General features: G+C 38.5%; 27 protein-coding genes and 1 other annotated feature. Of the genes, 3 read left to right on the top strand and 24 right to left on the bottom strand.

The features are described from left to right. Positions 1-5 precede the first annotated feature (5 nt). The 17 genes from atpD to IGI50_RS03250 all read right to left on the bottom strand — a co-directional run bounded on the left by atpD (position 6) and on the right by IGI50_RS03250 (position 15,523). Positions 6-1,406, bottom strand: coding sequence for a F0F1 ATP synthase subunit beta (gene atpD, locus IGI50_RS03330; RefSeq protein WP_010746748.1), 1,401 nt, complete (start codon positions 1,404-1,406; stop codon positions 6-8). A 22-nt stretch (positions 1,407-1,428) separates the two neighbouring features. Beyond that, entirely contained in the window at positions 1,429-2,331 is a 903-nt protein-coding gene (locus IGI50_RS03325) for a F0F1 ATP synthase subunit gamma (protein WP_010746749.1), read from the bottom strand. Positions 2,332-2,349: 18 nt separating this feature from the next. Then, on the bottom strand, positions 2,350-3,876 hold the full coding sequence (gene atpA / locus IGI50_RS03320) for a F0F1 ATP synthase subunit alpha (RefSeq protein WP_218256751.1): 1,527 nt from the start codon (positions 3,874-3,876) through the stop codon (positions 2,350-2,352). Positions 3,877-3,895: 19 nt separating this feature from the next. Then, positions 3,896-4,441 (bottom strand): ATP synthase F1 subunit delta, encoded by a 546-nt coding sequence (gene atpH / locus IGI50_RS03315; protein WP_438776160.1) that lies wholly within the window; start codon positions 4,439-4,441, stop codon positions 3,896-3,898. Continuing rightward, a complete protein-coding gene (gene atpF, locus IGI50_RS03310) occupies positions 4,431-4,952 on the bottom strand; it encodes a F0F1 ATP synthase subunit B (RefSeq protein ID WP_010746752.1) in 522 nt (173 codons plus the stop codon). The genes atpH and atpF overlap by 11 nt, the downstream gene beginning before the upstream one ends. A 95-nt stretch (positions 4,953-5,047) precedes the next feature. Beyond that, on the bottom strand, positions 5,048-5,263 hold the full coding sequence (gene atpE, locus IGI50_RS03305; RefSeq protein ID WP_010746753.1) for an ATP synthase F0 subunit C: 216 nt from the start codon (positions 5,261-5,263) through the stop codon (positions 5,048-5,050). Positions 5,264-5,298: 35 nt separating this feature from the next. Beyond that, positions 5,299-6,012 (bottom strand): F0F1 ATP synthase subunit A, encoded by a 714-nt coding sequence (gene atpB / locus IGI50_RS03300; RefSeq protein ID WP_218256750.1) that lies wholly within the window; start codon positions 6,010-6,012, stop codon positions 5,299-5,301. A gap of 288 nt (positions 6,013-6,300) precedes the next feature. Beyond that, positions 6,301-6,765, bottom strand: coding sequence for an SsrA-binding protein SmpB (gene smpB / locus IGI50_RS03295; protein WP_010746755.1), 465 nt, complete (start codon positions 6,763-6,765; stop codon positions 6,301-6,303). A gap of 1 nt (position 6,766) precedes the next feature. Continuing rightward, the gene (rnr, locus tag IGI50_RS03290; protein ID WP_438776159.1) at positions 6,767-9,139 is read right to left on the bottom strand and encodes a ribonuclease R; all 2,373 of its coding nucleotides are present in this window, start codon (positions 9,137-9,139) and stop codon (positions 6,767-6,769) included. Continuing rightward, positions 9,120-9,884: an alpha/beta hydrolase gene (locus tag IGI50_RS03285; RefSeq protein ID WP_438776158.1), complete on the bottom strand. Its 765-nt coding sequence runs from the start codon at positions 9,882-9,884 to the stop codon at positions 9,120-9,122. The genes rnr and IGI50_RS03285 overlap by 20 nt, the downstream gene beginning before the upstream one ends. A 206-nt stretch (positions 9,885-10,090) precedes the next feature. Next, positions 10,091-10,327 (bottom strand): preprotein translocase subunit SecG, encoded by a 237-nt coding sequence (gene secG, locus IGI50_RS03280; protein WP_010746758.1) that lies wholly within the window; start codon positions 10,325-10,327, stop codon positions 10,091-10,093. A gap of 79 nt (positions 10,328-10,406) precedes the next feature. Further along, positions 10,407-10,682: a GNAT family N-acetyltransferase gene (locus IGI50_RS03275; RefSeq protein ID WP_010746759.1), complete on the bottom strand. Its 276-nt coding sequence runs from the start codon at positions 10,680-10,682 to the stop codon at positions 10,407-10,409. A gap of 25 nt (positions 10,683-10,707) precedes the next feature. Further along, a complete protein-coding gene (locus IGI50_RS03270) occupies positions 10,708-10,974 on the bottom strand; it encodes a (4Fe-4S)-binding protein (protein ID WP_218256747.1) in 267 nt (88 codons plus the stop codon). A gap of 62 nt (positions 10,975-11,036) precedes the next feature. After that, positions 11,037-11,375: a hypothetical protein gene (locus IGI50_RS03265; protein ID WP_438776157.1), complete on the bottom strand. Its 339-nt coding sequence runs from the start codon at positions 11,373-11,375 to the stop codon at positions 11,037-11,039. Continuing rightward, entirely contained in the window at positions 11,362-11,874 is a 513-nt protein-coding gene (locus IGI50_RS03260; RefSeq protein WP_438776156.1) for a gamma carbonic anhydrase family protein, read from the bottom strand. The genes IGI50_RS03265 and IGI50_RS03260 overlap by 14 nt, the downstream gene beginning before the upstream one ends. Positions 11,875-12,035: 161 nt before the next feature. Continuing rightward, complete coding sequence (locus tag IGI50_RS03255) at positions 12,036-13,796, bottom strand: ABC transporter ATP-binding protein (RefSeq protein ID WP_438776155.1); 1,761 nt, start codon at positions 13,794-13,796, stop codon at positions 12,036-12,038. Then, positions 13,793-15,523, bottom strand: a complete 1,731-nt coding sequence (locus IGI50_RS03250; protein WP_438776154.1) for an ABC transporter ATP-binding protein — start codon at positions 15,521-15,523, stop codon at positions 13,793-13,795. The genes IGI50_RS03255 and IGI50_RS03250 overlap by 4 nt, the downstream gene beginning before the upstream one ends. 347 nt (positions 15,524-15,870) lie before the next feature. Between IGI50_RS03250 and IGI50_RS03245 the strand changes: the two genes are divergently transcribed. The 3 genes from IGI50_RS03245 (at position 15,871) to IGI50_RS03235 (ending at position 18,515) form a co-directional block, all read left to right on the top strand. Next, entirely contained in the window at positions 15,871-16,083 is a 213-nt protein-coding gene (locus tag IGI50_RS03245; protein WP_010746765.1) for a DNA-directed RNA polymerase subunit epsilon, read from the top strand. Position 16,084: 1 nt separating this feature from the next. Continuing rightward, positions 16,085-17,761, top strand: coding sequence for a ribonuclease J1 (gene rnjA / locus IGI50_RS03240; RefSeq protein WP_218256743.1), 1,677 nt, complete (start codon positions 16,085-16,087; stop codon positions 17,759-17,761). A gap of 244 nt (positions 17,762-18,005) precedes the next feature. Beyond that, positions 18,006-18,515, top strand: coding sequence for a TetR/AcrR family transcriptional regulator (locus tag IGI50_RS03235; protein WP_218256742.1), 510 nt, complete (start codon positions 18,006-18,008; stop codon positions 18,513-18,515). Between the two features lie 92 nt (positions 18,516-18,607). Here the strand turns inward: IGI50_RS03235 and IGI50_RS03230 are convergent, their stop codons facing one another. The 7 genes from IGI50_RS03230 to thiI all read right to left on the bottom strand — a co-directional run bounded on the left by IGI50_RS03230 (position 18,608) and on the right by thiI (position 26,879). Then, entirely contained in the window at positions 18,608-18,808 is a 201-nt protein-coding gene (locus tag IGI50_RS03230) for a cold-shock protein (protein WP_010746768.1), read from the bottom strand. A gap of 151 nt (positions 18,809-18,959) precedes the next feature. Beyond that, on the bottom strand, positions 18,960-19,649 hold the full coding sequence (gene radC / locus IGI50_RS03225; protein ID WP_010746769.1) for a RadC family protein: 690 nt from the start codon (positions 19,647-19,649) through the stop codon (positions 18,960-18,962). 49 nt (positions 19,650-19,698) lie between these two features. Next, on the bottom strand, positions 19,699-20,358 hold the full coding sequence (locus tag IGI50_RS03220) for an HAD family hydrolase (protein ID WP_010746770.1): 660 nt from the start codon (positions 20,356-20,358) through the stop codon (positions 19,699-19,701). After that, on the bottom strand, positions 20,345-21,673 hold the full coding sequence (locus IGI50_RS03215) for a bifunctional folylpolyglutamate synthase/dihydrofolate synthase (RefSeq protein WP_438776153.1): 1,329 nt from the start codon (positions 21,671-21,673) through the stop codon (positions 20,345-20,347). Before IGI50_RS03215 ends, IGI50_RS03220 begins: the two co-directional genes overlap by 14 nt. Positions 21,674-21,840: 167 nt before the next feature. Then, positions 21,841-24,480 (bottom strand): valine--tRNA ligase, encoded by a 2,640-nt coding sequence (locus tag IGI50_RS03210; protein ID WP_438776152.1) that lies wholly within the window; start codon positions 24,478-24,480, stop codon positions 21,841-21,843. Between the two features lie 116 nt (positions 24,481-24,596). Then, positions 24,597-24,808: a binding site (T-box leader), on the bottom strand. A 33-nt stretch (positions 24,809-24,841) separates the two neighbouring features. Then, complete coding sequence (locus tag IGI50_RS03205) at positions 24,842-25,477, bottom strand: redox-sensing transcriptional repressor Rex (RefSeq protein WP_010746773.1); 636 nt, start codon at positions 25,475-25,477, stop codon at positions 24,842-24,844. A 193-nt stretch (positions 25,478-25,670) separates the two neighbouring features. Further along, positions 25,671-26,879 carry a tRNA uracil 4-sulfurtransferase ThiI gene (gene thiI / locus IGI50_RS03200; RefSeq protein ID WP_438776151.1) on the bottom strand — a complete coding sequence of 403 codons (1,209 nt, stop codon included), beginning with the start codon at positions 26,877-26,879 and terminating at the stop codon, positions 25,671-25,673.

Here is a 26,879-nt window from a genome sequence, read left to right as displayed (position 1 = left end):
TCTTTCTAGTAGCCTAAAGTTTTCGCTTTTTCTACTACGTCTTCGATCGGACCTACACTGCGGAATGCTTCTTCAGGAAGATCATCATATTTCCCTTCAAGGATTTCTTTAAACCCTTCAACAGTTTTCTCAACAGGTACATAAGAACCTGGTAAACCAGTAAATTGTTCTGCCACATTAAAGTTTTGTGACAAGAAAAATTGAATTCTACGAGCACGAGATACAATTACTTTTTCTTGATCAGATAATTCATCCATCCCTAAAATTGCAATGATATCTTGTAATTCACGATAACGTTGTAAAACACGTTGAACTTCTGTAGCAACACGGTAATGTTCTTCACCTACAATTTCAGGCGCTAAAGCACTAGAAGAGGACGCTAATGGATCAACTGCGGGATAGATCCCTTGTTCGGTTAATTTCCGTTCCAAGTTGGTCGTTGCATCTAAATGGGCAAAGGCTGTTGCTGGCGCAGGGTCAGTATAGTCATCCGCAGGTACGTAGATGGCTTGAATCGAGGTGATTGAACCTTTTTTCGTTGACGTAATACGTTCTTGCAGTTGTCCCATTTCAGTTGCTAAAGTCGGTTGGTAACCAACTGCTGACGGCATACGGCCAAGTAAGGCAGAAACTTCTGATCCGGCTTGAGTGAAACGGAAAATGTTGTCGATAAATAGCAACACATCTTGTCCTTCTTCATCACGGAAGTATTCGGCTAAGGTTAAACCAGTTAAAGCAACACGCATACGTGCACCTGGCGGCTCGTTCATTTGACCGAACACCATAGCAGTTTTCTCAATAACACCAGAATCTTTCATTTCATAATAAAGGTCGTTTCCTTCACGAGTACGTTCACCAACACCGGTAAATACAGAAATACCACCGTGTTCTTGCGCAATATTATGAATCAATTCTTGGATCAAGACAGTTTTACCAACTCCGGCACCACCAAATAATCCGACTTTACCACCCTTTAAGTAAGGGGCTAACAGATCAATGACTTTAATCCCTGTTTCTAAAATTTCATTACTAGTGCTAAGTTCTTCAAAAGTTGGTGCTTTCTTGTGAATACCACTTTTTTCTGCATCTTCTGGAAAAGGAGCTTCTTTGTCGATTGTTTCACCTAATACATTAAATACACGACCTAGAGTTTCTTTCCCTACTGGAACAGAAATAGGCTTGCCAGTATCGACAACTTCCATTCCACGTTGTAATCCATCCGTTGATTCCATGGCGATTGTGCGAATAACACCATCACCAAGTTCCAAAGCAGCTTCAAGAACAACTTTTGTTTTATCTTTTTTATAAACAATCAACGCATTGTTGATGTCTGGTAAGGATTGATCTAAAGAAAATTCCACGTCGACAACGGGACCAATAACTTGAACAATCTTGCCTGAACTCATGTTTTTTCCTCCAATCTCGAAATTATTCTAATGCGGAAGCCCCGCCGACAATTTCAGTAATCTCTTGAGTAATCGCCGCTTGACGAGCTCGGTTGTATGAAATCGTTAAATCGCCAATGATCGCGCTGGCATTATCAGTCGCTGTCTTCATTGCTGTCATTCCGGCCGCATGCTCTGCCGTTTTGGCATCAACGATTGCACCGTAGATCAGACTTTCAGCATATTGTGGAAGTAATTGATCAAGAATGGCTTCTTTTGAAGGTTCGAATAGATACTCTTCCCGATATGTTTGTGCTTCGCTTGGATCTAAGTCAGAAATCGGCAGCATTTTTTCCACTCGGAACTGACTAGATAACGAATTGACATGATGGTTATAGCATACATATAATTCGTCGAAGACTTGATTTTCATACATACTAGTCGTCATCGAAACGATTTTTCGTACTTCATCAAAGCTCGGTTGGTCCGATAAATTGCGTAATTCGTAGGCTAATTTTACACCGCGAGCTTTGAAAAAGTCCGCACCGGTTCCACCGATGGCTAACAAAACATATTCATCAGCAGAATCATGATCATCTTCTAGCATCGTCATGGTTTGTTTTAAAATCGAGCTGTTATAACCACCGACTAATCCACCGTCTGAAGTAATCACGATATAACCAGTTTTCTTGACTGGACGGTTCAACAACATACTGTGATAATTGATGCCGCCTAATTCACGACCAGAATTAGCTAACTCCGTTAATTCACTTGCTGTTAAGTGAGTTAACACTTCACGTACTTTTGACGCGTAAAGCTGAAATTTTGCTGAGTAAGCCTCTGATTTCGTTAATTTAGATGCTGATACCATTTGCATAGCGTTGGTGATTTGACTCGTTTTCTTCGTCGATGCAATCCGTGTTTTGATTTCATTTAAGGATGCCATGTTTTATTCTCACCTCGATTATGCTTTTTCTTGGTTCGCTGCGGAAGCATCAAAAATATCTTTGAATTCTTGGATCGCCCCATCTAGCTTATCCGCATCTGGCAAATCTTTCGTATCACGAATTGTCGCAAATAAATCTGAATGATTTGTTTCAAGATATTCAAATAATTGTGCCTCAAAATCTAAAATACTATTGACTGGAATACTATCAAGTACGCCATGAGTCAAGGCATATAATATGACCACTTGTTTTTCAACTGGAAGCGGATCATGTAATTTTTGTTTTAGAACTTCAACAGTTCGGCGTCCACGATTTAATTTCGCTTGCGTAGCAGCATCTAAATCTGAACCAAATTGTGTGAAGGCTTCTAATTCACGATAACTGGCTAAGTCCAAACGAAGCGTACCAGCAACTTTTTTCATTGCTTTAATTTGTGCTGAACCACCTACACGTGACACAGACAAACCAGCATCAACAGCTGGCCGAATACCAGCATAGAACAAATCATTTTCTAAGAAAATTTGTCCATCAGTGATTGAAATTACGTTTGTTGGAATATAAGCAGAAATATCTCCAGCCTGTGTTTCAACAAATGGTAAGGCAGTAAGTGATCCTCCGCCTAACTCATCTGAAAGTTTCGCAGCACGTTCTAGCAAACGTGAGTGTAGGTAAAAAACATCCCCTGGATAAGCTTCACGACCTGGCGGACGACGTAATAACAATGAAAGTTCACGATAAGCAACTGCCTGTTTTGATAAATCATCAAATACAACAAGTACATGCTTGCCGTTATACATGAACTCTTCACCCATCGCTGTTCCAGCATAAGGCGCAATAAATAATAGCGGTGCAGGTTGTGACGCACCAGCCGTTACGACGATAGTGTAATCCATAGCACCGAACTTACGAAGTGTCTCCACTTGTGAGCGTACCGTAGATTCTTTTTGACCAATAGCGACGTAGATACAAATCATATCTTGACCTTTTTGGTTAATAATCGTATCAATCGCGATTGAAGTTTTCCCTGTTTTACGGTCTCCAATGACTAATTCCCGTTGACCACGACCAATTGGAACGAGCGCATCAATGGCTTTTAACCCCGTTTGCATTGGTTCTGAAACTGATTTACGTTGCATAACGCCAGGAGCCATTGCTTCTACAGGACGTGTTTTACTTGTTTCGATTGGGCCCATACCATCAATTGGCTGACCTAATGGATTTACTACCCGTCCAATCATGTTATCACCAACAGGCACTTCCATGATTTTACCGGTACGTTTTACTTTATCTCCTTCACGAATGGACTCAAATTCACCTAGAACGATGATACCGACATCATTGCTTTCTAAGTTTTGTGCCATTCCGTAAGAGCCATTAGAAAACTCTAGAAGCTCTCCACTCATTGCATTTTCTAACCCGTGGGCACGGGCGATTCCATCCCCAACGTAAGTGACTGTTCCGATTTCTTCAACAGACAGCTTATTATCATAATTTTGAATCTGTTCTTTGATTAAAGCACTGATTTCTTCTGCTTTGATGGCCATTCATTTCACCTCTTCTTCTCTACTTTTTACTAAGTGCTGCTCGTAGACCATTTAATTGGCTGGCGAGGCTGCCGTCGATCACTTGATGATCGGCTTCAACAATGACACCACCGAGAATTGATTCATCAACTATCGGGGTTAACGTGGCCTTCTGGTAGCCAAAAACATCAGCGACTTTTGCTTCAAGTTCATGTTTCTTTTCTTCAGAGAGCGGCACAGCCGTAGTGACTGTTCCATGTGCGATTTTATTCATTTCATCATAGCGACGTTCAAATTCCTCTATCATAAATGGAAGATCATCACTACGATTGTACTCAAAAACAACTAATAAGAAATTCTTGACAATTCCGTCGAAATTACTAGTAAAAGCATTCATGATCGCTCTTTTCTCAGCACCTTCTAAACGAACATCCGTCAATATATTTCCTAAATCTGGGATTTCTTTGCAGATTTCCCGAATCGTCAATAACTCTTGATAAACGGCATCGGCGGCTTCATTTTCGATCGCCAATTCAAACAAAGCTTTTCCATAGCGTTTACCAACAGTATACTTATCAAGCTTCATGTTTCGTATTACCTAACTTATCCATATAGTCATTAATTAAATCTTGATGGGCATCTTGTGAAAGCTCTTTGCTCAAGATTTTTTCTGCGATTTGTAGAGAAAGTGTTGCCACATCATCTTTAACAGAAGTCAACGCGTTTTCACGTTCATCTTTGATTTCCGCTTGTGCGCGATCTTTTAGACGAGTAACTTCTTCCTTAGTATCTTTGATGATATTTTGGCGGCTTAATTCGCCACTTTCTTTCGCATTTTTGATGATATCTGCCGCATCACTACGGGAACTTGCCAACTGAGCTTCACGTTCTTTTTCCAACTCAGCAGCTTTGATCCGAGATTGTTCGGCAGAATCTAGATCATTGGCGATCTTATCTTCACGCTTTTTAAGAATGTCTTGGACGGCTCCCCACGCGAATTTTTTCAATAATGCCATTAGGATTACGAATGCACCCGTAACGGCGATTAAATTACCGAGTGTTGTATTGACAGCCTCAGCAATAACTAGATTCAGCATACTCGGTCTTCCTTTCTGTTCTTTCTCATTAAAAGAACCGTTAAACGGTTCTTTTGCTCATCTCTGAGATGAGCCGTAACAAAAAACATCAATTATTAGCCTTGGAAAACCATCAACATACCTAAAACTACCCCTAGAATTGGCACAGCTTCGATCAAACCAACACCGATAAACATTGTTGAACGAATTTGTCCTGACATTTCTGGTTGACGTGCCATTGATTCAATTGCTTTTGAGATTACTTGTCCATTACCATAACCAGCCCCAATTGCGGCTCCCATGATTGCGATTCCTGCACCGATAAAGTTCATAATAAATTTCCTCCTAAAAGTGTGTTAATTTTTTATTATTCTACCTCGATTTTATGACTGATATAAACCATAGATAGAGTTGTGAAAACAAATGCTTGGATACTTCCGATAAATAATGAGAATGCGATCCAAATCATCTCAAGTGGGATTGCAAATGGCAATGTCCACCATCCTGTACTTGTAACCATGCTTGCGATAAGAGAAAGCAATACCTCACCAGCAAAAATGTTACCGTAAAGACGAAGGCCCAACGTTATTACGTTGGTAAATTCTTCCATCAACTTAATAGGAAATAATCCTGCGGGTGTAAAGAAAGAATTTTTAATGTATCCACCTAAGCCTAGTTTTTCTGTGCCTAAGTAATTGGCTAATACCAACACCAGTAAGGCTAATCCCATTGTTACAAACGGGTTTGCAGTGGGACTTTTCCAATAAGTCACGTCGTCACCTGTGACGATTTTTGTGACCAATCCGATTTGGTTCGCTACAAAAATAAATAAGAACAACGTAAATGAGAACAAACTAAAATTTCTGACTTCTTTACGAGGCATGTTGTCGCCAACAATATTCGTTGTAAAATCAATGACCCACTCAATTGCGTTTTGCTTTCCTTTGGGCTTCAATGACAGGTTGCGTGTAAACGCAAAAACAAGGAAGAAGACAATCACACATGTCACAATTATCATTGTCGTCACCGTACCATCGAACCATATGGGACCAATATGGAAAACCCAAGATTTTTCATCCAATTCAGTTCACCTCTCTTCCCAGCGACTCGCGTCAGCTCGTGCCTGCTTAGCGCTGCTCCTCAAAATACTATCGTATGTTACCACCAGAGAAAGAAAATTTCAAAGAATTTTCCTAAAAATTTTCGAATAACTCAAAGATATTTTCTTCGTCGTTATTTTATCTCTGTCTATACGCCTTAAATAGCTGTTTTTGACCGCAATATAGCTAGTATAGATTGTAACCAATCGTATCAAAATCTAATGTGAAGTAAAGTAATTCTCACCAAATATGCGAAAAAGAATATTTTGCTATCGAGAATAATTTTTTAACGTACGACTAATTTGACGATCAACATCTTTACGCTTCAAACTTTCTCTTTTATCGTACTGATGTTTCCCTTTAGCAACGCCAATTAGTACTTTTGCATAGCCATCCTTTAAATAGACTTTTAAGGGAACTAATGTAATTCCAGTATTTTTTACTTCACCCGCCAAACGAGCGATTTGTTTTTTGTGCATCAACAATTTACGTGTTCGAACAGGGTCATGATTAAAAATATTTCCTTGCTCATAAGGGCTGATATGCACATTGTATAAGAAAGCCTCGCCATTTCTAATCCGAGCAAAACCATCCTTTAAGTTGATTCGGCTATTTCGGATTGATTTGATTTCTGTTCCCTGCAAAACAATTCCTGCTTCAATCGTATCGATGATCGTATAATCATGACGAGCTTTTTTATTTTGTGCCACTAGCTTGCCTTCGCCTTTTGGCATACTACCCCTTCTTTCTTCCAGACTTTTTCTTCTTAGCTACTGATTTATAAAAAGGCTTCTTACCCTTTTTCTTTTTCTTATCTTTACCGTTTTTTGTTCGGTCAACATTTTTCCCATAATATTTATCGGACTTCTTGTTGTTTTTTCTTCCACCTGTCGACTGACGTCTTTGACGACTTCCCCCTTTAGGAACCTCCAACGAAGGAATTTCTTCCGCTTCTAGCAGCTCAAAATCAATTTCTCGTGTCTCAGGATCTGATTTAACTACTTTGATCCGGACTTTTTGACCAATCTTAAAGGTTTGGCGTGTCCTTTCTCCCACTAATGCTAATTGATTTTCAACGAAGTGAAAATAATCTTGTTTCAACTCATTTACATGGATCATTCCTTCTACTGTATTTGGTAATTCTATAAAAATACCAAACTTTGTTACTGAACTGATAATACCGTCAAACTCCTCACCAATTTTATCAGCCATATATTCTGCCTTCTTCATACTATCGACTTCACGTTCTGCTTCCACAGAACGACGTTCCATTTTTGAACTATGGTCCGCAATTTCAGGCAATGCCTCTGCCCATTTCTCTTTCGTTTCATCACTTTGATCTTGGCTGTAGGTCCGAATCAAACGATGAACAATCAAATCAGGGTAACGTCGAATCGGTGACGTAAAATGCGTATAGTATTCAGCTGCTAATCCATAATGACCGTAATTGTCTTCAGAATAACGAGCTTGCTGCATGCTGCGTAATAGCATTGTATTAATCACTGCTGCTTCTGGTTTCGTTTCTACCTCTTCTATCACTTTCTGCAAATCTTTTGGCGTAATTGTGTTCTTTGTACCTTTTACTAAGATACCTAACGCAGCCGCAAAATCGAAGAATCGCTGCATCTTTTCTTCTTTAGGCTGCTCGTGAATTCGATAAATGAATGGTAGTTTTTGACGATTAAAATGTTCTGCCACGGTTTCGTTTGCCGCTAACATGAAGGATTCAATTAATCGTTCACCAACACCTCGTTCACGCAATTCAATATCTATTGGATGACCTTCAGAATCTACTAAAATTTTTGCTTCTCGGTCCTCAAAGTTAATTGCTCCACGATGGTTTCGATGTGCTTCCAAAATTTGATGAAGTTCTTTCATCAAACGAAACATTGGTACTAAATCATGATATCTCTCAATTGATTCGGAATCTTCTTCCTCCAAAATAGCATTGACTGCCGAATAAGTCATTCGTTCGCTTGTTTGAATGACACTTTGAAAAATTTCATGACTTAAGATTTTTCCAGTAGAATCAATCTCCATTTCACAGCTCATTGTTAAGCGAGGTACTTGTGGATTTAAAGAACAAATTCCATTAGATAATCGTTGAGGGATCATTGGAATGACACGATCAGTCAAATAGACACTCGTTCCACGTTCAAAGGCTTCCTTATCCAAAATACTATTTTCAGTTACATAGTATGAAACATCGGCGATATGAACACCTAAAAAATAATTTCCATTATCTAATTTTCGTACAGTCACTGCATCATCTAAATCCTTAGCATCTGCACCATCAATCGTAACAATTTGTTGGTCACGTAAATCACGGCGACCAACTAGATCTGAATCCATGATTTTATCAGGTATTTGTTCAGATGCAGTCTGTACTTCCTCTGGAAATTGAGTAGGAATACCTTGAGCAATAACAATTGATAGTATATCCATCCCAGGATCATTTTTGTGTCCGATAACCTTAGTAATCAAGCCTTCTAAACTAGTAGCGTACCCCTTTTCTGGATAATGGGTAATTTCAACGATAACGATACTTCCATCTACAGGTTGAATTCCTTCTGCTGCAATAAAAACTTTAAATTGTGCACTTTTTTTATCTTTTGGTGTTACGTATCCATACAAATCTGATTCTGCGATTTCGTCTACATCAAAAGCAGTAAACTCCCCAACAATTTGTTGAATCTTTCTTTCTTTAATAGAAACAACTTGTCCTTCTGCTCCGCGATCGGAAAAAAGGTCCGCTGTCTTTTGAATATCAATCATGACGATGTCACCATCCATCGCGAAGTTCGTCGCGTCTTTCGGAATGAAAACATCTGGTTCTTCAGGATCAATTGTTACAAATCCAAATCCTCTTTCATTACGGCGGAAAATGCCTTCTACCTCAATTGGTTGAAAAGGTAGCTTGATCCGACCCTTTTTATTAAATTCTACTGTTTTTTCTCGCTCCATTTGTGCAATCGTTTTAACCAATAATTTATAATCGACACTTTTACGCATGTCTAGAACTTCTGCCAACTCTTCCATAGAAAGGCTTTTTTTATTAGCTGCTTTCAATCCAGCTAGTATCTCACTTTTAATTGTTTGTCTCTCCATTATCTTCACTCCAGCCAAGACCTGCCAAAAAATCAGCCACGTCTTGTTCAAATTGTCTTCTCTCAGGCCCTACAGTGATCACATGACCACTATTTGGATACCATTTCAAGGTAAATGTGGTCTGCTTTAGCTGTTCTGCGGTTCGAAAAACACCATCAGCCTCAATCATTTCATCCTGTCCGGACTGAGCCATAAAAAAAGGATGAGTAATGTTTGCTAGATGACTATTCGCATTGCGAGCCTGTTCTTCGATTGTCTCTAATTGTTGTTCCACTAAGGGACGGTAATTTTCAATTACATCTTTTCTAGGCTCTACACCGTTTCTTTTTAACACTTGTTGAGCATAGATTAAAAAGTTTTCTGTTACGTTTGTTTTTACTGGTGAGATAGGCGAACAAAAGAAACCGCCACCGATAAACTTTTCTGGCATCGTGCCCAACAACCGAGTCGCAAAAATCCCACCCATTGAAAGACCAAATACAGCAATTTCCTGATATCCCCTAGATCTTAAAAACTCCACACTCTGTTGGCTATCTTGCCACCAACGACTAGATGCTACTTGCAGAATATCAAGTGGATCTGATGTTCCATGACCGGTATATAGCGGAGCATAAATTGTATAATTCAACTTCTCTAAATAGCGTGTCAACATCCGCACATCATTGGGACTGCCAGAATAAGCATGTAAAAGTAGAACCGCTCGTTTTCCGTGAGGCAGAAACAGCGACTCGGGTACTTGAATCATTTTCTTCACTCCTTGTTTATCACTCAATTGAACTACTTACCATATTGAAATCCTTCGTATGCAGTGATAACTTCTCAGTCATTATCACTATATATAATTTTCATTGGAATACATTCAATGAAGCGCTCGTCTTTGTTCTATCTTAAAGTGTACTTGATTTATTGCAAATACAAAATAAAAAAGACCTCTCAATCGAGAGGCCGGTTTTATTTGCTTGATAAAAACATTAATACGAAGAGCAATATCATCCAGATCGCACCTAAAACGGCGGTCGATCGTTGCATCACGGCTTCGAAGCCGCGAGCTTTTTGCTTTCCGAATAATTGATCCGCGCCACCAGTAAAAGCACTTGCAGCACTATTTTGTTTGCTAGGTTGCATCATAATCGTTATAACAATGATCACTGACAAAACCAAGATAACGCCCAAAATAAAATTATACAAAAGATGACCCTCCTTATTCCAAACTACCTCATTTTTACTTTAGCACAATTGAAGTCGTTTGACTAGAGAAGTCCTAAACTTATTTTCTTAAAACATCTGCATATTCTGATTTTTCCTCAAATTCTTTTTTAGCAAACGGGCATAGTGGAATAATCTTTTTCCCTTCATTTCGAGCCTTCTCTACACCTGCAGCAACTAGTTTTTCTGCTAATCCCTGACCACGATATGTCGGATCTACAAATGTATGATCAATAATCATAATTTCTGACCCAGCATTTGACCAAGTCATTTCGCCAGCTTCTTCATTCGCATCATTCAATAAAACAAAGCGTTCTTTTTCTTCTTTAATTTCCATCGTAATTCCCCTTACTCTAATTTACTTACTTTTTAATGACATATTTTAAGGCTCCGCTTGGACAGGTATCCACAACATAGCTGGCATTTTCAACACTGCCATTATCAGGAATAATCCATGGTCTACGCCCTACCTCAAAAATGTCTGGATTGCCTCGTACACAATTTCCTATATGCGCGCAAATATCTTTATTGTAATAAATGTCAATGCCTTCACCATGATATTTGCGGTACCCTTGAGCTAATAATTCTTCTTCATTTACTGGCTCTTGATCAAATTTACTTCCATCCATTTTTATCACTTCCTTTAAGTAAGATTATAATAGGAATCAAGAAAAAATTACACTAAAGCGTCTTATTGGTCCAAAAGCTCAATAAGTGTTTGCAATGCATGATGTGCCTCACCTTGATCTGGAAAAGCTATTACAAAATTTTTTTCCCCCATTGTTGTCACGATCAATTCAAAGACTCCTGCCTGTTGTCTGATCGAGAATGGTTTCAAACTATCCATTGTATAGTAAACATTCCGTGGGGCCTTTGTTAATTCATCCTCTTCTAGTACGTGAAGACCACGATTAGAAAAGATTAGAAAATGCTCTTCTTGATCCTCATAAATGGCTAATTGATTCAATCCATCATCAGGAAACAAGGCTCTTAGTTGCGCTTGCAACAACAAAAAACTAGTCTCCCTCATGATAGGCTTCCTTTGTTCGAACTGGATGAATTTCATTCTTTAAATACGTTTGACCTAATTCATAATAATGTTCAGCATTGGCTCGGTTCTTTTTGATTTCTTCAGAAGTCAATTGACGAATGACACGTGCTGGCGATCCAAAAGCTAGAGAATTTTTAGGAATAATAGTTCCTTCCGTTACTAACGAACCCGCTCCGATCAGACTATTTTCTCCAATTTCAGCATAATTCAAAACAGTTGCGCCCATCCCGACTAACGCCCCCGAGCGTATTGTACAGCCGTGAATAATGCAAGCATGCCCAATCGTTACGTAATCTTCAATAACCGTTGGCGCATCATGATCAACATGAACAATAGTACCATCTTGCACATTACTCATTTTACCGATTGATATTTTGTTGCTATCTCCGCGTAAAACACTTTGAAACCATATCGTTGAACCCTCGTCTAATATCACATCGCCATAAACATCTGCGCTCTGAGCAATAAAATTTGACATTCGATTTCCTCCACTCGATTGAACTTTTTTCTAAGCTTTGATAACCTTCTTTTCTAGATAAGTATAGCATTTATTCATTATCACTTCCTTAACTGTCAAGTCATAATTGATAGAAATATTTCTAAAAAAGGACAGCACTGTAGATTGCTGTCCTTAAAAAATTATTCTGCTTCTTCCATAAACTGACTATTGTAAAGTTGCTCATAAAAACCGCCTTGAGCCAATAATTCGTTGTGTGTACCGTGTTCAATAATTTGTCCATCACGCATCACTAAGATATGATCAGCGTCGCGAATAGTGGACAATCTATGAGCAATGACAAAGCTCGTACGGCCTTCCATTACCCGATCCATCGCCTTTTGAATCAACCCTTCCAAACGCGTATCTACTGAACTAGTTGCTTCATCTAAAATTAAAATTTTAGGATCAGAAATAATCGCTCGTGCAATTGTCAACAACTGCTTTTGACCAAGTGAAACATTATTTCCTTCAGAATTAATTTCCATTTCATAACCGCCTGGCATTGTTCGAATAAAGTGATCGACGTTAGCTGTTTTCGCGGCATCAACAACTTCATAATCTGTCGCCTCTAAGCGGCCAAAGCGAATATTATCCCCAATTGTCCCTTCATATAACCATGCATCTTGTAAGACCATGCCGAACAGCGAGCGAACATCCGAGCGATTCATCTCTTGGGTATTCACACCATCAATCAAAATCTTTCCACTATTGATATCATAAAAGCGCATCAATAAATTAATTAATGTCGTTTTTCCAGCACCAGTCGGTCCCACAATTGCTACCGTTTCACCTGCTTTCACTTCAAAACTTAGATCCTCAATTAACGGTTTCTTTGGATCGTAGCTAAATCGCACGTGGTCGAAAACAACATTCCCTTGTACTGGTTCTGGTAATGGCAGATCATAATCATTTAATTCTTCCTCTGGTTCATCTAAAATCTCAAAAACGCGTTTAGCTGAAGCTGAAGCACTTTGAATCATAGAAGATAATTGAGTAATTTCTCCCATTGGCTGGCTGACTTGCCAAATATACTGAATAAATGCTTGTAGCTGCCCTACTAAAATCACTCCATGAATGACGTTCCAGCTACCTAAAATCGCCATTGCAATATATGTCGCATACGCTGTCAATTGAACCAAAGGCTGCATTAAACTGGAAACAAACGCTGCCCGAAACCCAAACCGCCGCAGCTTATGATTAACCTCGCTGAAGCCTGCTAGAGTTTCTTGTTCACGCCCATAGAGTTTCAAGACACTAAAACCTGTCATGTTTTCCTGTACAAAACCATTTAGCTCACCTAAAGAATTTTGCATTCCTTGGAAATCTTTTTGTGAAACTTGAACGATTTTTCTCGAGATAATAAGTGACAAAGGAATCATAATCATAGATATAACGGCCATCATAGGATTGATATAAAACATCATTGCAACAGCCAATAAGATTCCTAAAACCGCGTTGATTGATTTAATAATCGCTTGTTGCATCGCATTACTTACAGCATCTACATCATTCGTCACACGCGACAAAATATTTCCCTGTTGGTTGCGATCAAAATAAGAAACTGGCAGACGATTAATTTTTGCTTCGATATCTTCACGGAGATCACGCATAGCCGATTGAACAACATTCGCCATTAACCATCCCGTTCCCAATTGAGTCCCACAATAGGCGATACCCACAATAACAATTACGACAAGCCACTTAAAGACGTAATCAAAATTAATTGATTCTCCTTGTGCAATATTTTTACTTACCTCTGTAGTTGGTAAACCAGTCAAATAGGGCATCCATGTTCCTAAAAGTAAAGTCCCTATAGCCAACACTAAAACTAAAATAAACGTTTTTTTATATGGATTAATATAATGCATCAAACGTTTTAAAGAAGAAGTATATTTTCTCATGCCAATTCCTCCTTCGATAACTGTGAGGCAGCAATATCGTAATAGATTGGACAGTTTTCCAACAATTCCCGGTGTGTGCCAATCCCGACAACATCTCCCTCATTTAACACGACAATTTTATCCGCATGCATGATTGTTCCAACACGTTGTGCAACAATCAGCACCGCTGATTCTGTAGTTTCTTTTTTTAAACGTGCTCGAAGTTTCGCATCCGTTTGATAATCCAATGCAGAAAAACTGTCATCAAAAATATAAATTTCTGGACGGCGAATTACTGCACGGGCAATCGCTAATCGTTGCTTCTGTCCACCTGAGAAATTACTACCACCTTCTGCTAACTCTTCCTGATAGCCGTTTGGTTTTTGTGCGATAAAATCAGCGGCTTGAGCAATCTCTGCGGCCTCTTCCATTTCCTCTTGCGTTGCGTCTTTTTTCCCGTAGCGCAAGTTGTCTGCAATCGTTCCCGTAAATAATTGTGCTTTTTGTGGAATGTAGCCGATTTTTTCTCTCAAGTCTTTCAAACTATAATTCCGGACATCTTGACCATCGACCAATACTTGTCCTTCTGTCACATCATAAAAACGCGGAATCAATTGGATCAGTGTCGACTTTCCAGATCCAGTACTACCAATAAATGCAACTGTTTCCCCCGGTTTTGCTGTAAAACTAACATTACGAATCACAGGACTTTCTGAGTGACCTGGGTAAGCAAATGTCACATCTTTAAACTCTAATGAACTTTTTTCCAACGGTTCTACCATTTTTTCTGGATTATCCTTAATCAACGGATCCATATCAAAAATTTCTTGTATCCGTTGTGCAGAAACATTAGCTCGAGGATACATCATGAAGACTGTCGCAAAAAGCATAAATGAAAATAACGCATGAAAAATATATTCAATAAACGCAATTAGCGTCCCAACAGCTAAAGAACCTTGGCTAATTTGTACGGTTCCATTCCAAATGATCAGTACCATGACAATATTAAATAGAAAGAAAAAACCTGGCTGAGCTACTGCCATCAAATGAAATAAACTTTTTGAACTATTTGTATACGCATCATTGACTAAGCGAAACCGCATTTCCTCAAATTTTTCGTTAACAAAAGCACGAATTACCCGTAGACCCGAAAGATTTTCCCGAAGAATGCCATTAATATTATCTAAGTTCTTTTGTTGCTTCGTTGATAATGGCTCTGAGTATTTTGCAATCAAAATAACCGCTAATAATAGAATAGGCAATGATAACAATACATAAACGCCTAAGCCAGGACTCGTACGCATAATCAAGTACAAACTCATACCGAACATCATCGGAGTCATAAACCCTGTAGTCAAAATATTTTGCATAAACAACATGATTTGATAGGCATCGTTGGTTGCTCTTGTAATTAACGATGGTACACCAATTTGTTCATATTCTGAATGGGAAAAAGTTTGGACCTTCTCAAAAAGATCATCACGAATGGCTGCTACCATTCTCGAGGTAATCTGAGAACTAAAGTAGCGTAATGAAATACTCATGATGATGCCGACAACTGTAATCGCAATCATTATGAGCCCCATCTTCTGTACATAAGTAAAATCGTTATTTCCAATCCCCTTGTCAATCATCATCGCTAGAATCGTCGGTAACCCTAACTCAATTAAGATAAATCCGAAAACACTGATGAAATCAAATAATAATAGCTTTTTGTAGCGTAAGGTATACCGCAACATCAACTTCATTTTTCTCGCCTCTTTCTATACCGTAATGACTCCAATATAGCATAAATAAAAGACCTCTGTCTGCTCAGTAATTTGTTTTTTTATATTTGCTTTTTAAACTTTCTGAAATTTTCTAAGGAATACTCATTTCACTTCCTAGTTTCTATACTTCTTATTTATTCTGTGATAAACTACAAGTAATTGTTGTAAGAACGGTGAAATTGTTTTTTCAAGCAGGAAGCAAAGACGAGGCTTCTTCTCAACGCTTTAGTCCCTACTAAAACGTTGAGCATAAAAAAATAGGAGGCAGCCGCCCCTCATTTTGTCGTGGAAAAAATTGCTATTAAGCAAATAAAGGAGATAGATTCATGATTTACAAAGTTTATTATCAAGAAACCAAAGAGCGCAACCCAAAACGTGAACAAACACAATCATTGTACGTGGAAGCTGAAAACGAAGAAATGGTTCACAACTTATTACGTGAAAACACCCCATATAACGTGGAATACATCCAACTTTTAGAAGGCAATCATTTAGAATACGAAAAAGAAAATGCCGACTTTAAGTTAATGGAGTTTTAGCATGAAACTTTCGCTAAAAAACAATGAAACTGGTGTCTTTGCCATTGGTGGATTGGGCGAAATCGGAAAAAATATGTATGGGGTCCAATTCCAAGATGAAATTATTATCATTGATGCTGGAATAAAATTTCCAGAAGATGATTTATTAGGAATTGATTATGTCATTCCCGATTTTAGTTATGTGGTCCAGAACATCAATAAAGTAAAAGCACTTGTCATTACTCATGGTCACGAAGATCATATTGGCGGTGTTCCTTATCTTCTAAAACAAGCCAACATTCCAATTTATGCAGGTGCCTTAGCGCTGGCATTGATTAAAAACAAGCTAGATGAGCACGGGTTATTACGAGATGCAGAATTACACGAAATCGATGAGGATTCAGTGATTCGTTTCCGAAAAACATCGGTAAGTTTTTTCCGCACTACCCATAGTATTCCTGATCCGTTAGGCGTAGTAGTTAAAACACCTTCTGGAAACATTGTGGAAACAGGTGACTTCAAATTTGACTTCACTCCAGTTGGTCAACCAGCTAACTTGCATCGAATGGCCAAACTTGGTGAAGAGGGCGTGTTGTGTTTGCTTTCTGATAGTACCAACGCAGAAGTTCCTACTTTCACTAAATCGGAACAAACAATCGGTCAATCAATCTTACGGATTATGGAAAAAATTGAAGGACGAATTATCTTCGCTACCTTCGCTTCAAATATTTCTCGTCTACAGCAAGCTGCTTCAGCTGCTGTTGCTACTGGACGCAAAATTGCAGTGTTTGGACGCAGTATGGAGAATGCCATTGTCAATGGACAAAAATTAGGCTATATTTCTGTGCCTGATGGTACTTTTGTAGATGCTCATGAAATCAATCATCTACCAGCTAACGAATTGATGATTTTATGTACTGGTTCTCAAGGTGAACCGATGGCCGCCCTTTCACGTATCGCAAATGGTACGCATCGGCAAATACAGATCCAACCAGATGATACTGTAATTTTCTCAAGTTCACCAATACCTGGAAACACAACGAGCGTCAACCATCTAATCAATTTGCTTTCTGAAGCTGGTGCTGAAGTTATTCACGGAAAAGTAAATAATATCCATACTTCTGGACATGGTAGTCAACAAGAACAGAAATTAATGTTGCGTTTAATGAAACCAAAATACTTTGTTCCCATTCATGGTGAATTTCGTATGTTGAAAATCCACACAGGATTGGCTCAAGACACTGGTGTTCCAGAAGAAAATTGCTTTATTATGGAAAATGGCGACATGCTTGCCTTAACAGCGGACAGCGCTCGTCGTGCCGGACACTTTAATGCTAGCGATGTTTATGTTGATGGAAGTGGCATTGGTGATATCGGTAATGTCGTTCTACGTGATCGTCGAATCCTCTCTGAAGAAGGGTTAGTACTAGCTGTTGCCACAGTAGATATTGAGAAAAAAGAAATTTTAGCTGGTCCAGACATTTTATCTCGTGGATTTGTTTACATGAGAGAATCAGGCGAAATGATTAATGAAGGCCAACGAATTTTATTCCATGCCTTACGTGAAGTCTTAAATGAACCTGGATGTACAGAAACAAAATTGAAAAATGCAATGGTCGCTGCGTTGCAACCTTTTCTGTTTGATCAAACAGAACGCCATCCAATGATTCTGCCGATGATTATGACTCCTGATAATTAACAAAAACATCTATCTGATAATCAGATAGATGTTTTTTTATTTTCATAGAGATTTTTGAGCATTTGCTCTCATTTCTTAATTTTTCATTTTTTGTGCAAAAAAATTGATTATTTTCCTGAAATTACAAAAAAATCAATTGACAAACAACTAGATTATTTGCACAATGAAAGTTAGTTAGAAAAAGCTAATAACTATCAGCAGTTATTTTAAAATTTCTTGAATTTAAGATAAAGGAAGAGAAACTATGGTTAGAACACAACGCGTGCAACGGAGTCATATCATTGATGGAGCGTATCAATTGATTATCAATGAAGGCTTCAAAAAGTTCCATGCTCGGAATATCGCAAAACATATTGCTTGCTCGACACAACCTATCTATCGTGAGTTTACCAATTTGGCTGAGTTGAAATCCGTTTTGACGAATCGTATTATTGTAAAATATAAAGATTTTATAGAAGATCAAGAACCAAAAACGCTAAAAGCTTTGTCGACAGCCATCATGAACTATGCTACAGATTATCCAGATGAGTTCCATCGTTTTTTTCTACAAGATTCTGACACGATTCAAATGGTTAAACAAGTAACAAAAGAGACTTTTTCCTCTCTTCAACCCAATAGGAGCGATTCTCTCTTTTTTGAATTTTTTTGGCAGTATTGTATCGGAAAAGCAGCATTAGCAACCAATGATGCGAATCATACTGAAGATTTAGAAGAAGATCAATTTTTTCAATACTCCTTAGAGAATTCGCATTAAGTAGGTCCCTTTAATTATCAAATATGCTCGATAACTCAGACAAAAAAGAGTATAAAAAAAGCCTTAGAGAATCGTCTCTAAGGCTTATAATTTTATTGTTTAACTACGTTTGCTGCTTGAGGTCCGCGATCGCTTTCTTCAACATCGAAAGTTACTGCTTGTCCTTCTTCTAATGTTTTGAAACCGTCGCCTTGGATAGCTGAGAAATGTACGAATACATCGCTGCCATCTTCACGAGTGATGAAGCCAAAACCTTTTTCTGCGTTAAACCATTTTACTGTTCCGTTTTCCATGAATAAAATCCTCCTCGTGCCTAAGCACTTATTGATTGTAACATTGCTGGCCTACGAAAAGGGAAACATCTGTATACCAACTCGCAACTCAAACAAAATTACAATAATAGTTTACCACTGGTTTTAGCTTAGGCGCAAGGGTTTTCAATCGCTACTTTAAGTAATTTTCTTCACGTAAACTGAAATATTTGGTTTCTCCAACAATAATATGGTCAAGTAGCTCAATTCCCATCATTGCACCACACTCTCTAACACGTTCCGTAAAATCCAAATCATTCTGCGAAGGTGTTGGATTTCCAGATGGATGGTTGTGTCCCAAAGCGACTCGTGCCGCACTGATTCGAACGGCCTCTCGAAAGATTTCTCTTGGATGAGCGATGCTTTGATTTAAGGAACCAATAAAAATCGTTTTCTGTAAAATAATCTCATTTTTGGTATTCAAGAAAAAAGCGACTAGATGTTCCTGTTGACAGTCCTTCAGCTCAGAGATCAGAAGTTGTCCCAGAGATAGACTAGATTGGACTCGCCCCATTTTAGGTTGTAAAGCTCGATTAATACGGTAGCCAAACTCCATCACTGCTTTTAATTCAACTGCACGTGTTTCACCAATCCCTTTAAATTGTTGGAGTTCTTGCAGTGACGCATGTTTTAAATCATAAAGTGCTGGATATTCACGTAAAATACTTCCTGCCAGCTCCATTACATTTTGCTGACGCGATCCATTACGCAAGATAATCGCCAATAATTCTTGATCAGATAAATGCTTTTCACCCTCTCGCAACAAACGCTCACGTGGCCAAGAACTTTCTGGAAGTTCTTGTAACAATAAACTCTTTTCCATAAAAAACTCCTTTGAGTACTTTTCACTAAAGTACGCAAAGGAGCATTAATTAATCCTCTAAAAAATCAATCACATCATGCAGCGTTGGAAAAACTGCTGCCGTTTTCTCTTTCAGTTTATCCGTTGGCGGTACTATATCAGGTACCATAACGACTGGGATACCGGCTCCTTCTGCTGCTAAGATACCATTTTTTGAATCCTCTAAGACTAATCCGTCTGCACCATCAATTCCTAATCGATCAGCTGCAATCACAAAAATCTCTGGATCTGGTTTTGCCCATTTCACATCCTCTGCCGAAATGATATCAGAAAATTTCTCTCGAATACCTGCATGTTCTAATAGAATTTCAATCACTGGGCGTACATTACTTGAAGCTACTACTCGTGGAATTCCTTTTTTTTCCAAATAGGTCAGTAATTCATGGACACCCGGTTTCAGATCAACCTCGCCTGTTTTGAAACGGTCATGTGCCATTCCCCAACTCTCATCGATAAACTTTTGTACAGTCGCTTCTCCATGATCCGCATACATTTTGTGCAACTCCGCCCATACTTCTTCATCAGAAATGCCAATGAAGCGTGCATAGGTCTCTTTAGTGAAAGGAATGCCATATTTTTCAGCGACCACTAAATTTGCCTCACAATAAATCGATTCTGTATCAAACAACAAACCATCCATATCGAAAATAATTCCCTTAACTTTTTTCATTCGTACCTCCTAAATTTAGTAATAATTGACGTACTTCGGAAACAAAGTACAGTGAGCCCGTAATTAATAATAAATCATCCGATCCCATATCTTCCAGTAATTCTCCTAACCCGAATTGCCATAAAGAAACTACTTCAAAACGGCTATCTGCTTTATCAAAGCGACTAAGATCTAATGCGTTTGGATATTCAAACGTTGTTAAATAAATTTGAACATTTGGAATCTCTGATAGCAGTGCTAGCATTTGATCGATGTCTTTCGTCTCTAATGCCGAAAAAAGAATTTTTATATTGTAGTCACGAAATTCTCTTTTTACGTTTTCAACTAGACGTTTGATGGCATGTCCATTATGGGCACCATCCATAACAATTAGTGGCTCATCACTGATTTTTTCCATTCTCGCAGGCCATTGTGCTTTCGATAATCCTCGTTGAATAATTCTTTCTTCAAACGGTAATCCTTGTTGTTCGCAATAGAGATGGAACAGTTCAATTGCAACGCCTGCATTTTCAACTTGATGTCGTCCTAATAATGGCACCTTGAGAGAAGAAAGTTTTCCTGCATGATCTGTAAAATTAAATAGTTCTCCCCAAATGGTATCCGGACGTAAATAATCCACCTGATACTCTTCTCCAAAACGATAAACTTTTGCAGTTTCAGCTGCAGCTTTTTCCACAATCTCGATCAACGGACCTTTTGTAATTTTCCCAGTTACTATTGGTACATTTTTTTTAATGATTCCTGCCTTCTGTTGTGCAATTTCATTTAATGTATCGCCTAGAATTTCCATATGATCGTAACCGATCGTAGTAATTGCTGTTAAAATCGGCTCTACTACGTTAGTCGAATCAAGTAACCCACCTAAACCAACTTCGACAATGGCAACATCGATCTTCTCGTCTGCAAAATAATCCAACATAATGGCTGTTAAAATCTCAAATTCTGTAATACCACTAATCGAGGGTTCCTTATCAAGCTCCGCAACGATTGATTGATATTTTTGGACATAATGGATCAAAGCTGAGTCAAGAATTGGTTTTGCGTCAATAGCAATTCGTTCATTAAATTCTTCAATGTAAGGTGAAGTAAAGCTTCCTACTGTTACACCAGATTCAATCAGGATACTGCGTAAATAAGCCACTGTTGATCCTTTTCCGTTTGTTCCCGCTACATGAATCACTGGTACTTTTTTCTCAGGATTGTCTACTCTATTTAATAAGGCTTGGATACGATCTAAACCTGGGCGTGACCCAAATTTTTTTCGACTATGAATCCAAGCAATCGCTTCTTCTATCGTCAAATTTATTCGCCTCATTTTATATCATTTTTTTCATGCTTTCAGTATAGCAAAGTTTTTCAAAGAAAGATTGTTTTTGCATAGGTGAATTCACTTAAAAGAATTTTTTACCTTTACTTTTACTAGCAAATAGAAAAATGGAGACGGTCATCTTCTGACCATCTCCACTAATCCGTGATACTATTTTACGAAATTGTTCGTAAACTTTCGATACGCTCTTGCACTGCTGCTTGCTTTTCCAAATAGTCTTTTTCCTTCGCACGTTCCTCTGCTACAACATTTTCAGGGGCATTGGAAACAAATCGTTCGTTTGCTAATTTCCCTTGGACACGTTTTACCTCGCCAGTCCATTTTGCTAATTCTTTTTCTAATCGTTTGATTTCTTCGTCGATATTTATCAAACCAGCTAAAGGAAGATAAATCTCTGCACCTGTTAGCACGGCTGACATTGCTAAGTCTGGAGCAATAATATCGCTCGCAATAACTAATTCTTCTGGGTTACAGAAGCGTTCGATATAGCTGGTATTTTCAATCAAGAATTTATCTACTTTCGGATCGTTCGTTTTAATTAATAAAGTAATCGGTTTTGAAAGAGGAGTATTCACTTCAGCACGAATATTTCGAACAGAACGAATCAACTCTTTTAAAACTTCCATACCTTTTGCGGCAGTTTCATCGTTATTCTCTGGATGAACAACTGGATACTCGGCAACGACTAGTGATTCACCTACATGAGGAATCTTCGCCCATATCTCTTCTGTCACAAACGGCATAATTGGATGTAACAATCGTAAGGTTTGATCTAACACGTAAACTAAGATGCTCTTCGTCGTTTGTTTTGCATCTTCATTTTCTCCATAAAGTATTTCTTTACTCATTTCGATATACCAGTCACAAAAATCATCCCACATAAAATTATAGAGCTGACGTCCCGCTTCACCAAATTCAAATTGATCAAATAAGCTCGTTACTTTTTCAATCGTTTCATTCAGACGCGTTAGAATCCAACGATCTGCAACTGTTTTTTCTCCAGTTAAATCAACATTCTCTGCAGTAAAGTCTTCAACATTCATAATTACAAAACGAGAAGCATTCCAAATTTTATTGATGAAATTCCAAGCGGCATCCATTTTTTCATAACTGAACCGAACATCTTGTCCTGGTGCCGAACCTGTTGAAAGGAACCAACGTAAAGCATCTGCTCCATATTTTTCAATGACATCCATTGGGTCAATTCCATTCCCCAATGATTTACTCATCTTGCGCCCTTGCTCATCTCGGATCAATCCATGAATGAGAACATTTTTAAATGGACGCTCATCGGTAAACTCTAAGCTTTGGAAAATCATCCGACTAACCCAGAAGAAAATAATATCATAGCCAGTAACTAATGTACTTGTTGGGAAATAGCGTTTATAATCTTCACTATCTTCATCTGGCCAGCCCATTGTAGAAAACGGCCATAATGCTGAACTAAACCAAGTATCTAATACATCTGGATCTTGTTCCCAATTTTCACTATCCGCAGGTGCTTCCATTCCAACATACATTTCACCCGTTTCTTTGTGATACCATGCTGGAATACGATGTCCCCACCATAATTGACGAGAAATAACCCAGTCATGAACATTTTCCATCCAAGTCATAAACGTATTATTAAAACGTGGTGGGAAGAATTCGACTGCATTGTCTGTACTTTGATTTTTGACTGCTTGATCCGCTAATGGCCCCATCTTGACAAACCATTGAGTAGACAAACGAGGTTCTACTACAACGCCGGTTCTTTCCGAATGCCCTACGCTGTGAACCATCTTTTCAACTTTGATCAAACGACCAATTTCTTTAAGATCAGCAACGATGGCTTTACGAGCTTCGAATCGGTCCATTCCAGCATATTTCCCAGCAAGTTCATTCATACTACCATCTGCATTCATTACATTCACTCGTGGCAGATCATGACGATTTCCAACTTCAAAGTCATTTGGGTCATGAGCCGGTGTGATTTTAACAGCTCCTGTACCAAACTCGCGATCTACATAGCTGTCTGCAATGATTGGAATTTCTTTATCAACTAATGGCAGAATCACCATTTTTCCGATTAAATCTTGGTAGCGTTCGTCCTCAGGGTGAACGGCAATCGCTGTATCTCCTAGCATTGTTTCAGGACGTGTCGTTGCAATTTCTAATACACCGCTGCCGTCAACTAATGGATAAGAGACATGGTAAAAAGCGCCCTCTAAATCTTTATGAATTACCTCAATATCGGATAACGCCGTTTTAGCTTGCGGATCCCAGTTGATGATATATTCGCCACGATAGATTAATTCTTTCTCGTATAAAGAAACAAATACTTTGCGAACTGCTTCCGACAAACCATCATCAAGTGTAAATCGCTCACGACTATAATCTAGTGATAAGCCTAACTTCGCCCATTGTTCGCGAATATGTCCAGCATACTCCTCTTTCCATTCCCACACTTGATCAACGAATTTTTCACGTCCGAGATCATAGCGAGAAATTCCTTGTTCTCTTAATTTCTCTTCAACTTTTGCTTGGGTAGCTATACCTGCGTGATCCATTCCCGGTAACCACAAAGTATCAAACCCTTGCATACGTTTTTGGCGAATAATCATGTCTTGCAAAGTTGTATCCCAAGCGTGGCCTAAATGCAACTTTCCCGTTACATTTGGTGGTGGGATTACAATAGAGTACGGTTTTGCTTGCTTATCTTCCGATGGTTTAAATAAATCTTGATCCAACCATTTTTGATACCGACCAGCTTCAACTTCTTGCGGATTGAATTTTGTTGGTAAATTTTCAGTCATATATGATCCTCCTAAATTAATGATTCAAAAAATGTTATCGTTAACTTATATACAGTACATGCTAAAATTATTCTTTACTGCTTTATTAACGAAAAACGTCCTAGAACACGATTGTGTTCTAGGACGTAAATTACGCGGTACCACCTAAATTGCAGAAAAAATCTGCCGCTCATTCATGTCTTAACGGTCATGTGCCGTGCGTTCTTACTCGTTTCAGATCGCAAAACTCCCAAGCTACCTTCCATGAATCAAAGTGAAAATGTTTCAGCCTAGCATCTTCTCTCTAAATCTTTGATATTCATGTACTCCTCTTGATCATCGTCTGACTCATTCTACAATGAAGTCTGAAACTTGTAAAGCCCTACTGTCCATCAAAATAGATCAATGTCTGCAATTCAGAAGTCAAGTCAATATAATGAACATGGACATTATCAGGAACCTTCAGCGGGTCTGGTGCAAAATTCAAAATGGCTGTGATGCCATTAGCAACTACCCGATCAATCGCTCCTTGTGCATTTTGACTTGGCACAGTTGAGATTGCTACTGTAATTTTTTCCTCCGCTAAGACATCGTTCATCTCATCAATTGAATACACTCGATATCCACAGATTTCTTTTCCAACTTTTTCTGGATCATTGTCAAAAGCACAAACAATATTCAAGTTTTCATTTCGACGAAAATTATTATTTAAGAGAGCCTGCCCTAAATTTCCACAGCCAATCAACGCAATCCGCTTTTCTTCCTTTGTTTCAAGCATATCGCTAAAAACTTTGATTAAATCGCTGACATCGTAGCCGTAGCCGCTTCTACCTAGTTCACCAAAATGTGAAAAATCTCGACGAATCGTCGCAGAACCAACCTGAGTCATTTTACTTAGCTCAGAAGATTTTATGCGAGTAACGCCGTTTTTTTCTAACCCTTTTAAACAACGTAAATACAAAGACAGTCTTTTGGTTGTTGCTTTCGATAGTTGTGGTTTTTGAATGATGCGCTCCATGGTCGTTCTCCTTGTTTGTCAAAAATAGATTATTTTACAAATACCTTTGAATTCGCTTCTTTGCGAAACTCTATTATCTATACCCGATACGTTTGTTAAATACTTCACATAAACAATTTTAACATGTAGAAAAACCAATAACAATCTTTTGACAAAAAAAGAGCAAGAAAGTGTCTTTTCTTGCTCAAGAATATTATAAAAAGTCCGCAAATTCTTCGACTTTTTCTGATTGACTAGGAGTAATTTCTTCGATCTTTAAACCTGCTAAACAGCGAGACATTAATCCTTCAATGTCAAAACGTTCTTCTAGTTCTAAAACTTTATCCAATTTAGGACGTGTTTTTGGTTGTGGCGGCGCAAAAATCGTACAGCAGTCTTCAAAAGGTTGAATTGCTAATTCAAAGGTATCAATTTTTTCGGCTAGTTCTATAATTTCAGTCTTATCCATCGTTACAACTGGTCGAATAATAGGGGTTGCTGTGACTTCATTAATAGCCACCATGCTGTGTAATGTTTGTGAAGCAACTTGTCCCAAAGATTCACCATTCACAATAACTAATCCATGACGCATTTCACGAATCGCATCTGTCAAACGCAGCATCATTCGTCTCGTTAATGTCATCCAATATCCTTGCGGACTATGCTTTTTGATTTCCTCTTGAATTTCAGTAAACGGTACTTCGATAAATTGGATTGCTCCTACATAAGGTGTCAGCTTCTCCGTTAAATCTTTTGCTTTTTGCAAAGCTTGTTCGCTTGTATACGGTGGACTTGCGAAGTGTACAGCTTCAATCTCAACACCACGCTTCATTGACAAGTAGCCAGCCACTGGAGAATCAATTCCACCAGAAAGCATTAACATCCCTCGGCCGCTAGTACCTACTGGTAGTCCACCTGCTCCTTTAATCGTTTCATACGAAAGGTAAGCTCCATCACGTCGGATTTCTACCCTCAAATTGATATCTGGGCGCTTCATCTGAGCTTTTATTTCTGGAAAAACATCCATTACCGCATTTCCTAAAAATTGCTGTAAGCCGTGACTGTCTAACTCGAAGTTATGGTCGCTGCGTTTTGCTGTAATTTTAAACGTTTCTTTTCCAGTGTAAATTTCTTTCATAATTTTTTGTGTCATTTGCTTTAAATCGTCTAAATTTTTTTCAACCCGGATACTAGGTGAAAATGTTTGAATTCCAAAGACCTTTTCCAACTTTGGCAAAACTAGTCGGCTGTCTTCGCCATTTAACAAAATATGCATGCGATCACGATCAGCGTGGATTTTTAGCTCTGGAAACTCTACTAATGCTCCACGTACATTTTGTGCTAATCGCATAATAAAACTACGCCGATTCTTTCCTTTTGTCGAAAGTTCCCCATAGCGAACCATAATTTCAGTATATTGCAC

This window comes from Enterococcus sp. DIV0170, assembly GCF_051710765.1.
Lineage (GTDB): Bacteria > Bacillota > Bacilli > Lactobacillales > Enterococcaceae > Enterococcus_A > Enterococcus_A raffinosus.
Note: the sequence above shows the minus strand (reverse complement) of the source record. Positions and strands in the feature narration are given on the sequence as shown.

Excerpts from the sequence above, each read along its gene's own strand:
- IGI50_RS03220 (WP_010746770.1), bottom strand. The coding sequence starts at position 20,358 with ATGAAAAAAGTTAAGGGAATTATTTTCGATATGGATGGTTTGTTGTTT.
- IGI50_RS03215 (WP_438776153.1), bottom strand. The coding sequence starts at position 21,673 with ATGAGGCGAATAAATTTGACGATAGAAGAAGCGATTGCTTGGATTCAT.
- atpH (WP_438776160.1), bottom strand. The coding sequence starts at position 4,441 with ATGAAGCTTGATAAGTATACTGTTGGTAAACGCTATGGAAAAGCTTTG.
- IGI50_RS03255 (WP_438776155.1), bottom strand. The coding sequence starts at position 13,796 with ATGAGAAAATATACTTCTTCTTTAAAACGTTTGATGCATTATATTAAT.
- atpE (WP_010746753.1), bottom strand. The coding sequence starts at position 5,263 with ATGAACTTTATCGGTGCAGGAATCGCAATCATGGGAGCCGCAATTGGG.
- IGI50_RS03230 (WP_010746768.1), bottom strand. The coding sequence starts at position 18,808 with ATGGAAAACGGAACAGTAAAATGGTTTAACGCAGAAAAAGGTTTTGGC.
- IGI50_RS03270 (WP_218256747.1), bottom strand. The coding sequence starts at position 10,974 with ATGGATGGAAGTAAATTTGATCAAGAGCCAGTAAATGAAGAAGAATTA.
- rnr (WP_438776159.1), bottom strand. The coding sequence starts at position 9,139 with ATGGAGAGACAAACAATTAAAAGTGAGATACTAGCTGGATTGAAAGCA.
- IGI50_RS03275 (WP_010746759.1), bottom strand. The coding sequence starts at position 10,682 with ATGGAAATTAAAGAAGAAAAAGAACGCTTTGTTTTATTGAATGATGCG.
- IGI50_RS03235 (WP_218256742.1), top strand. The coding sequence starts at position 18,006 with ATGGTTAGAACACAACGCGTGCAACGGAGTCATATCATTGATGGAGCG.
- IGI50_RS03265 (WP_438776157.1), bottom strand. The coding sequence starts at position 11,375 with ATGAGGGAGACTAGTTTTTTGTTGTTGCAAGCGCAACTAAGAGCCTTG.
- radC (WP_010746769.1), bottom strand. The coding sequence starts at position 19,649 with ATGGAAAAGAGTTTATTGTTACAAGAACTTCCAGAAAGTTCTTGGCCA.
- atpD (WP_010746748.1), bottom strand. The coding sequence starts at position 1,406 with ATGAGTTCAGGCAAGATTGTTCAAGTTATTGGTCCCGTTGTCGACGTG.
- IGI50_RS03325 (WP_010746749.1), bottom strand. The coding sequence starts at position 2,331 with ATGGCATCCTTAAATGAAATCAAAACACGGATTGCATCGACGAAGAAA.
- atpA (WP_218256751.1), bottom strand. The coding sequence starts at position 3,876 with ATGGCCATCAAAGCAGAAGAAATCAGTGCTTTAATCAAAGAACAGATT.
- IGI50_RS03245 (WP_010746765.1), top strand. The coding sequence starts at position 15,871 with ATGATTTACAAAGTTTATTATCAAGAAACCAAAGAGCGCAACCCAAAA.
- smpB (WP_010746755.1), bottom strand. The coding sequence starts at position 6,765 with ATGCCAAAAGGCGAAGGCAAGCTAGTGGCACAAAATAAAAAAGCTCGT.
- rnjA (WP_218256743.1), top strand. The coding sequence starts at position 16,085 with ATGAAACTTTCGCTAAAAAACAATGAAACTGGTGTCTTTGCCATTGGT.
- IGI50_RS03260 (WP_438776156.1), bottom strand. The coding sequence starts at position 11,874 with ATGTCAAATTTTATTGCTCAGAGCGCAGATGTTTATGGCGATGTGATA.
- IGI50_RS03250 (WP_438776154.1), bottom strand. The coding sequence starts at position 15,523 with ATGAAGTTGATGTTGCGGTATACCTTACGCTACAAAAAGCTATTATTA.
- IGI50_RS03205 (WP_010746773.1), bottom strand. The coding sequence starts at position 25,477 with ATGGAGCGCATCATTCAAAAACCACAACTATCGAAAGCAACAACCAAA.
- atpF (WP_010746752.1), bottom strand. The coding sequence starts at position 4,952 with ATGCTGAATCTAGTTATTGCTGAGGCTGTCAATACAACACTCGGTAAT.
- IGI50_RS03210 (WP_438776152.1), bottom strand. The coding sequence starts at position 24,480 with ATGACTGAAAATTTACCAACAAAATTCAATCCGCAAGAAGTTGAAGCT.
- IGI50_RS03285 (WP_438776158.1), bottom strand. The coding sequence starts at position 9,884 with ATGATTCAAGTACCCGAGTCGCTGTTTCTGCCTCACGGAAAACGAGCG.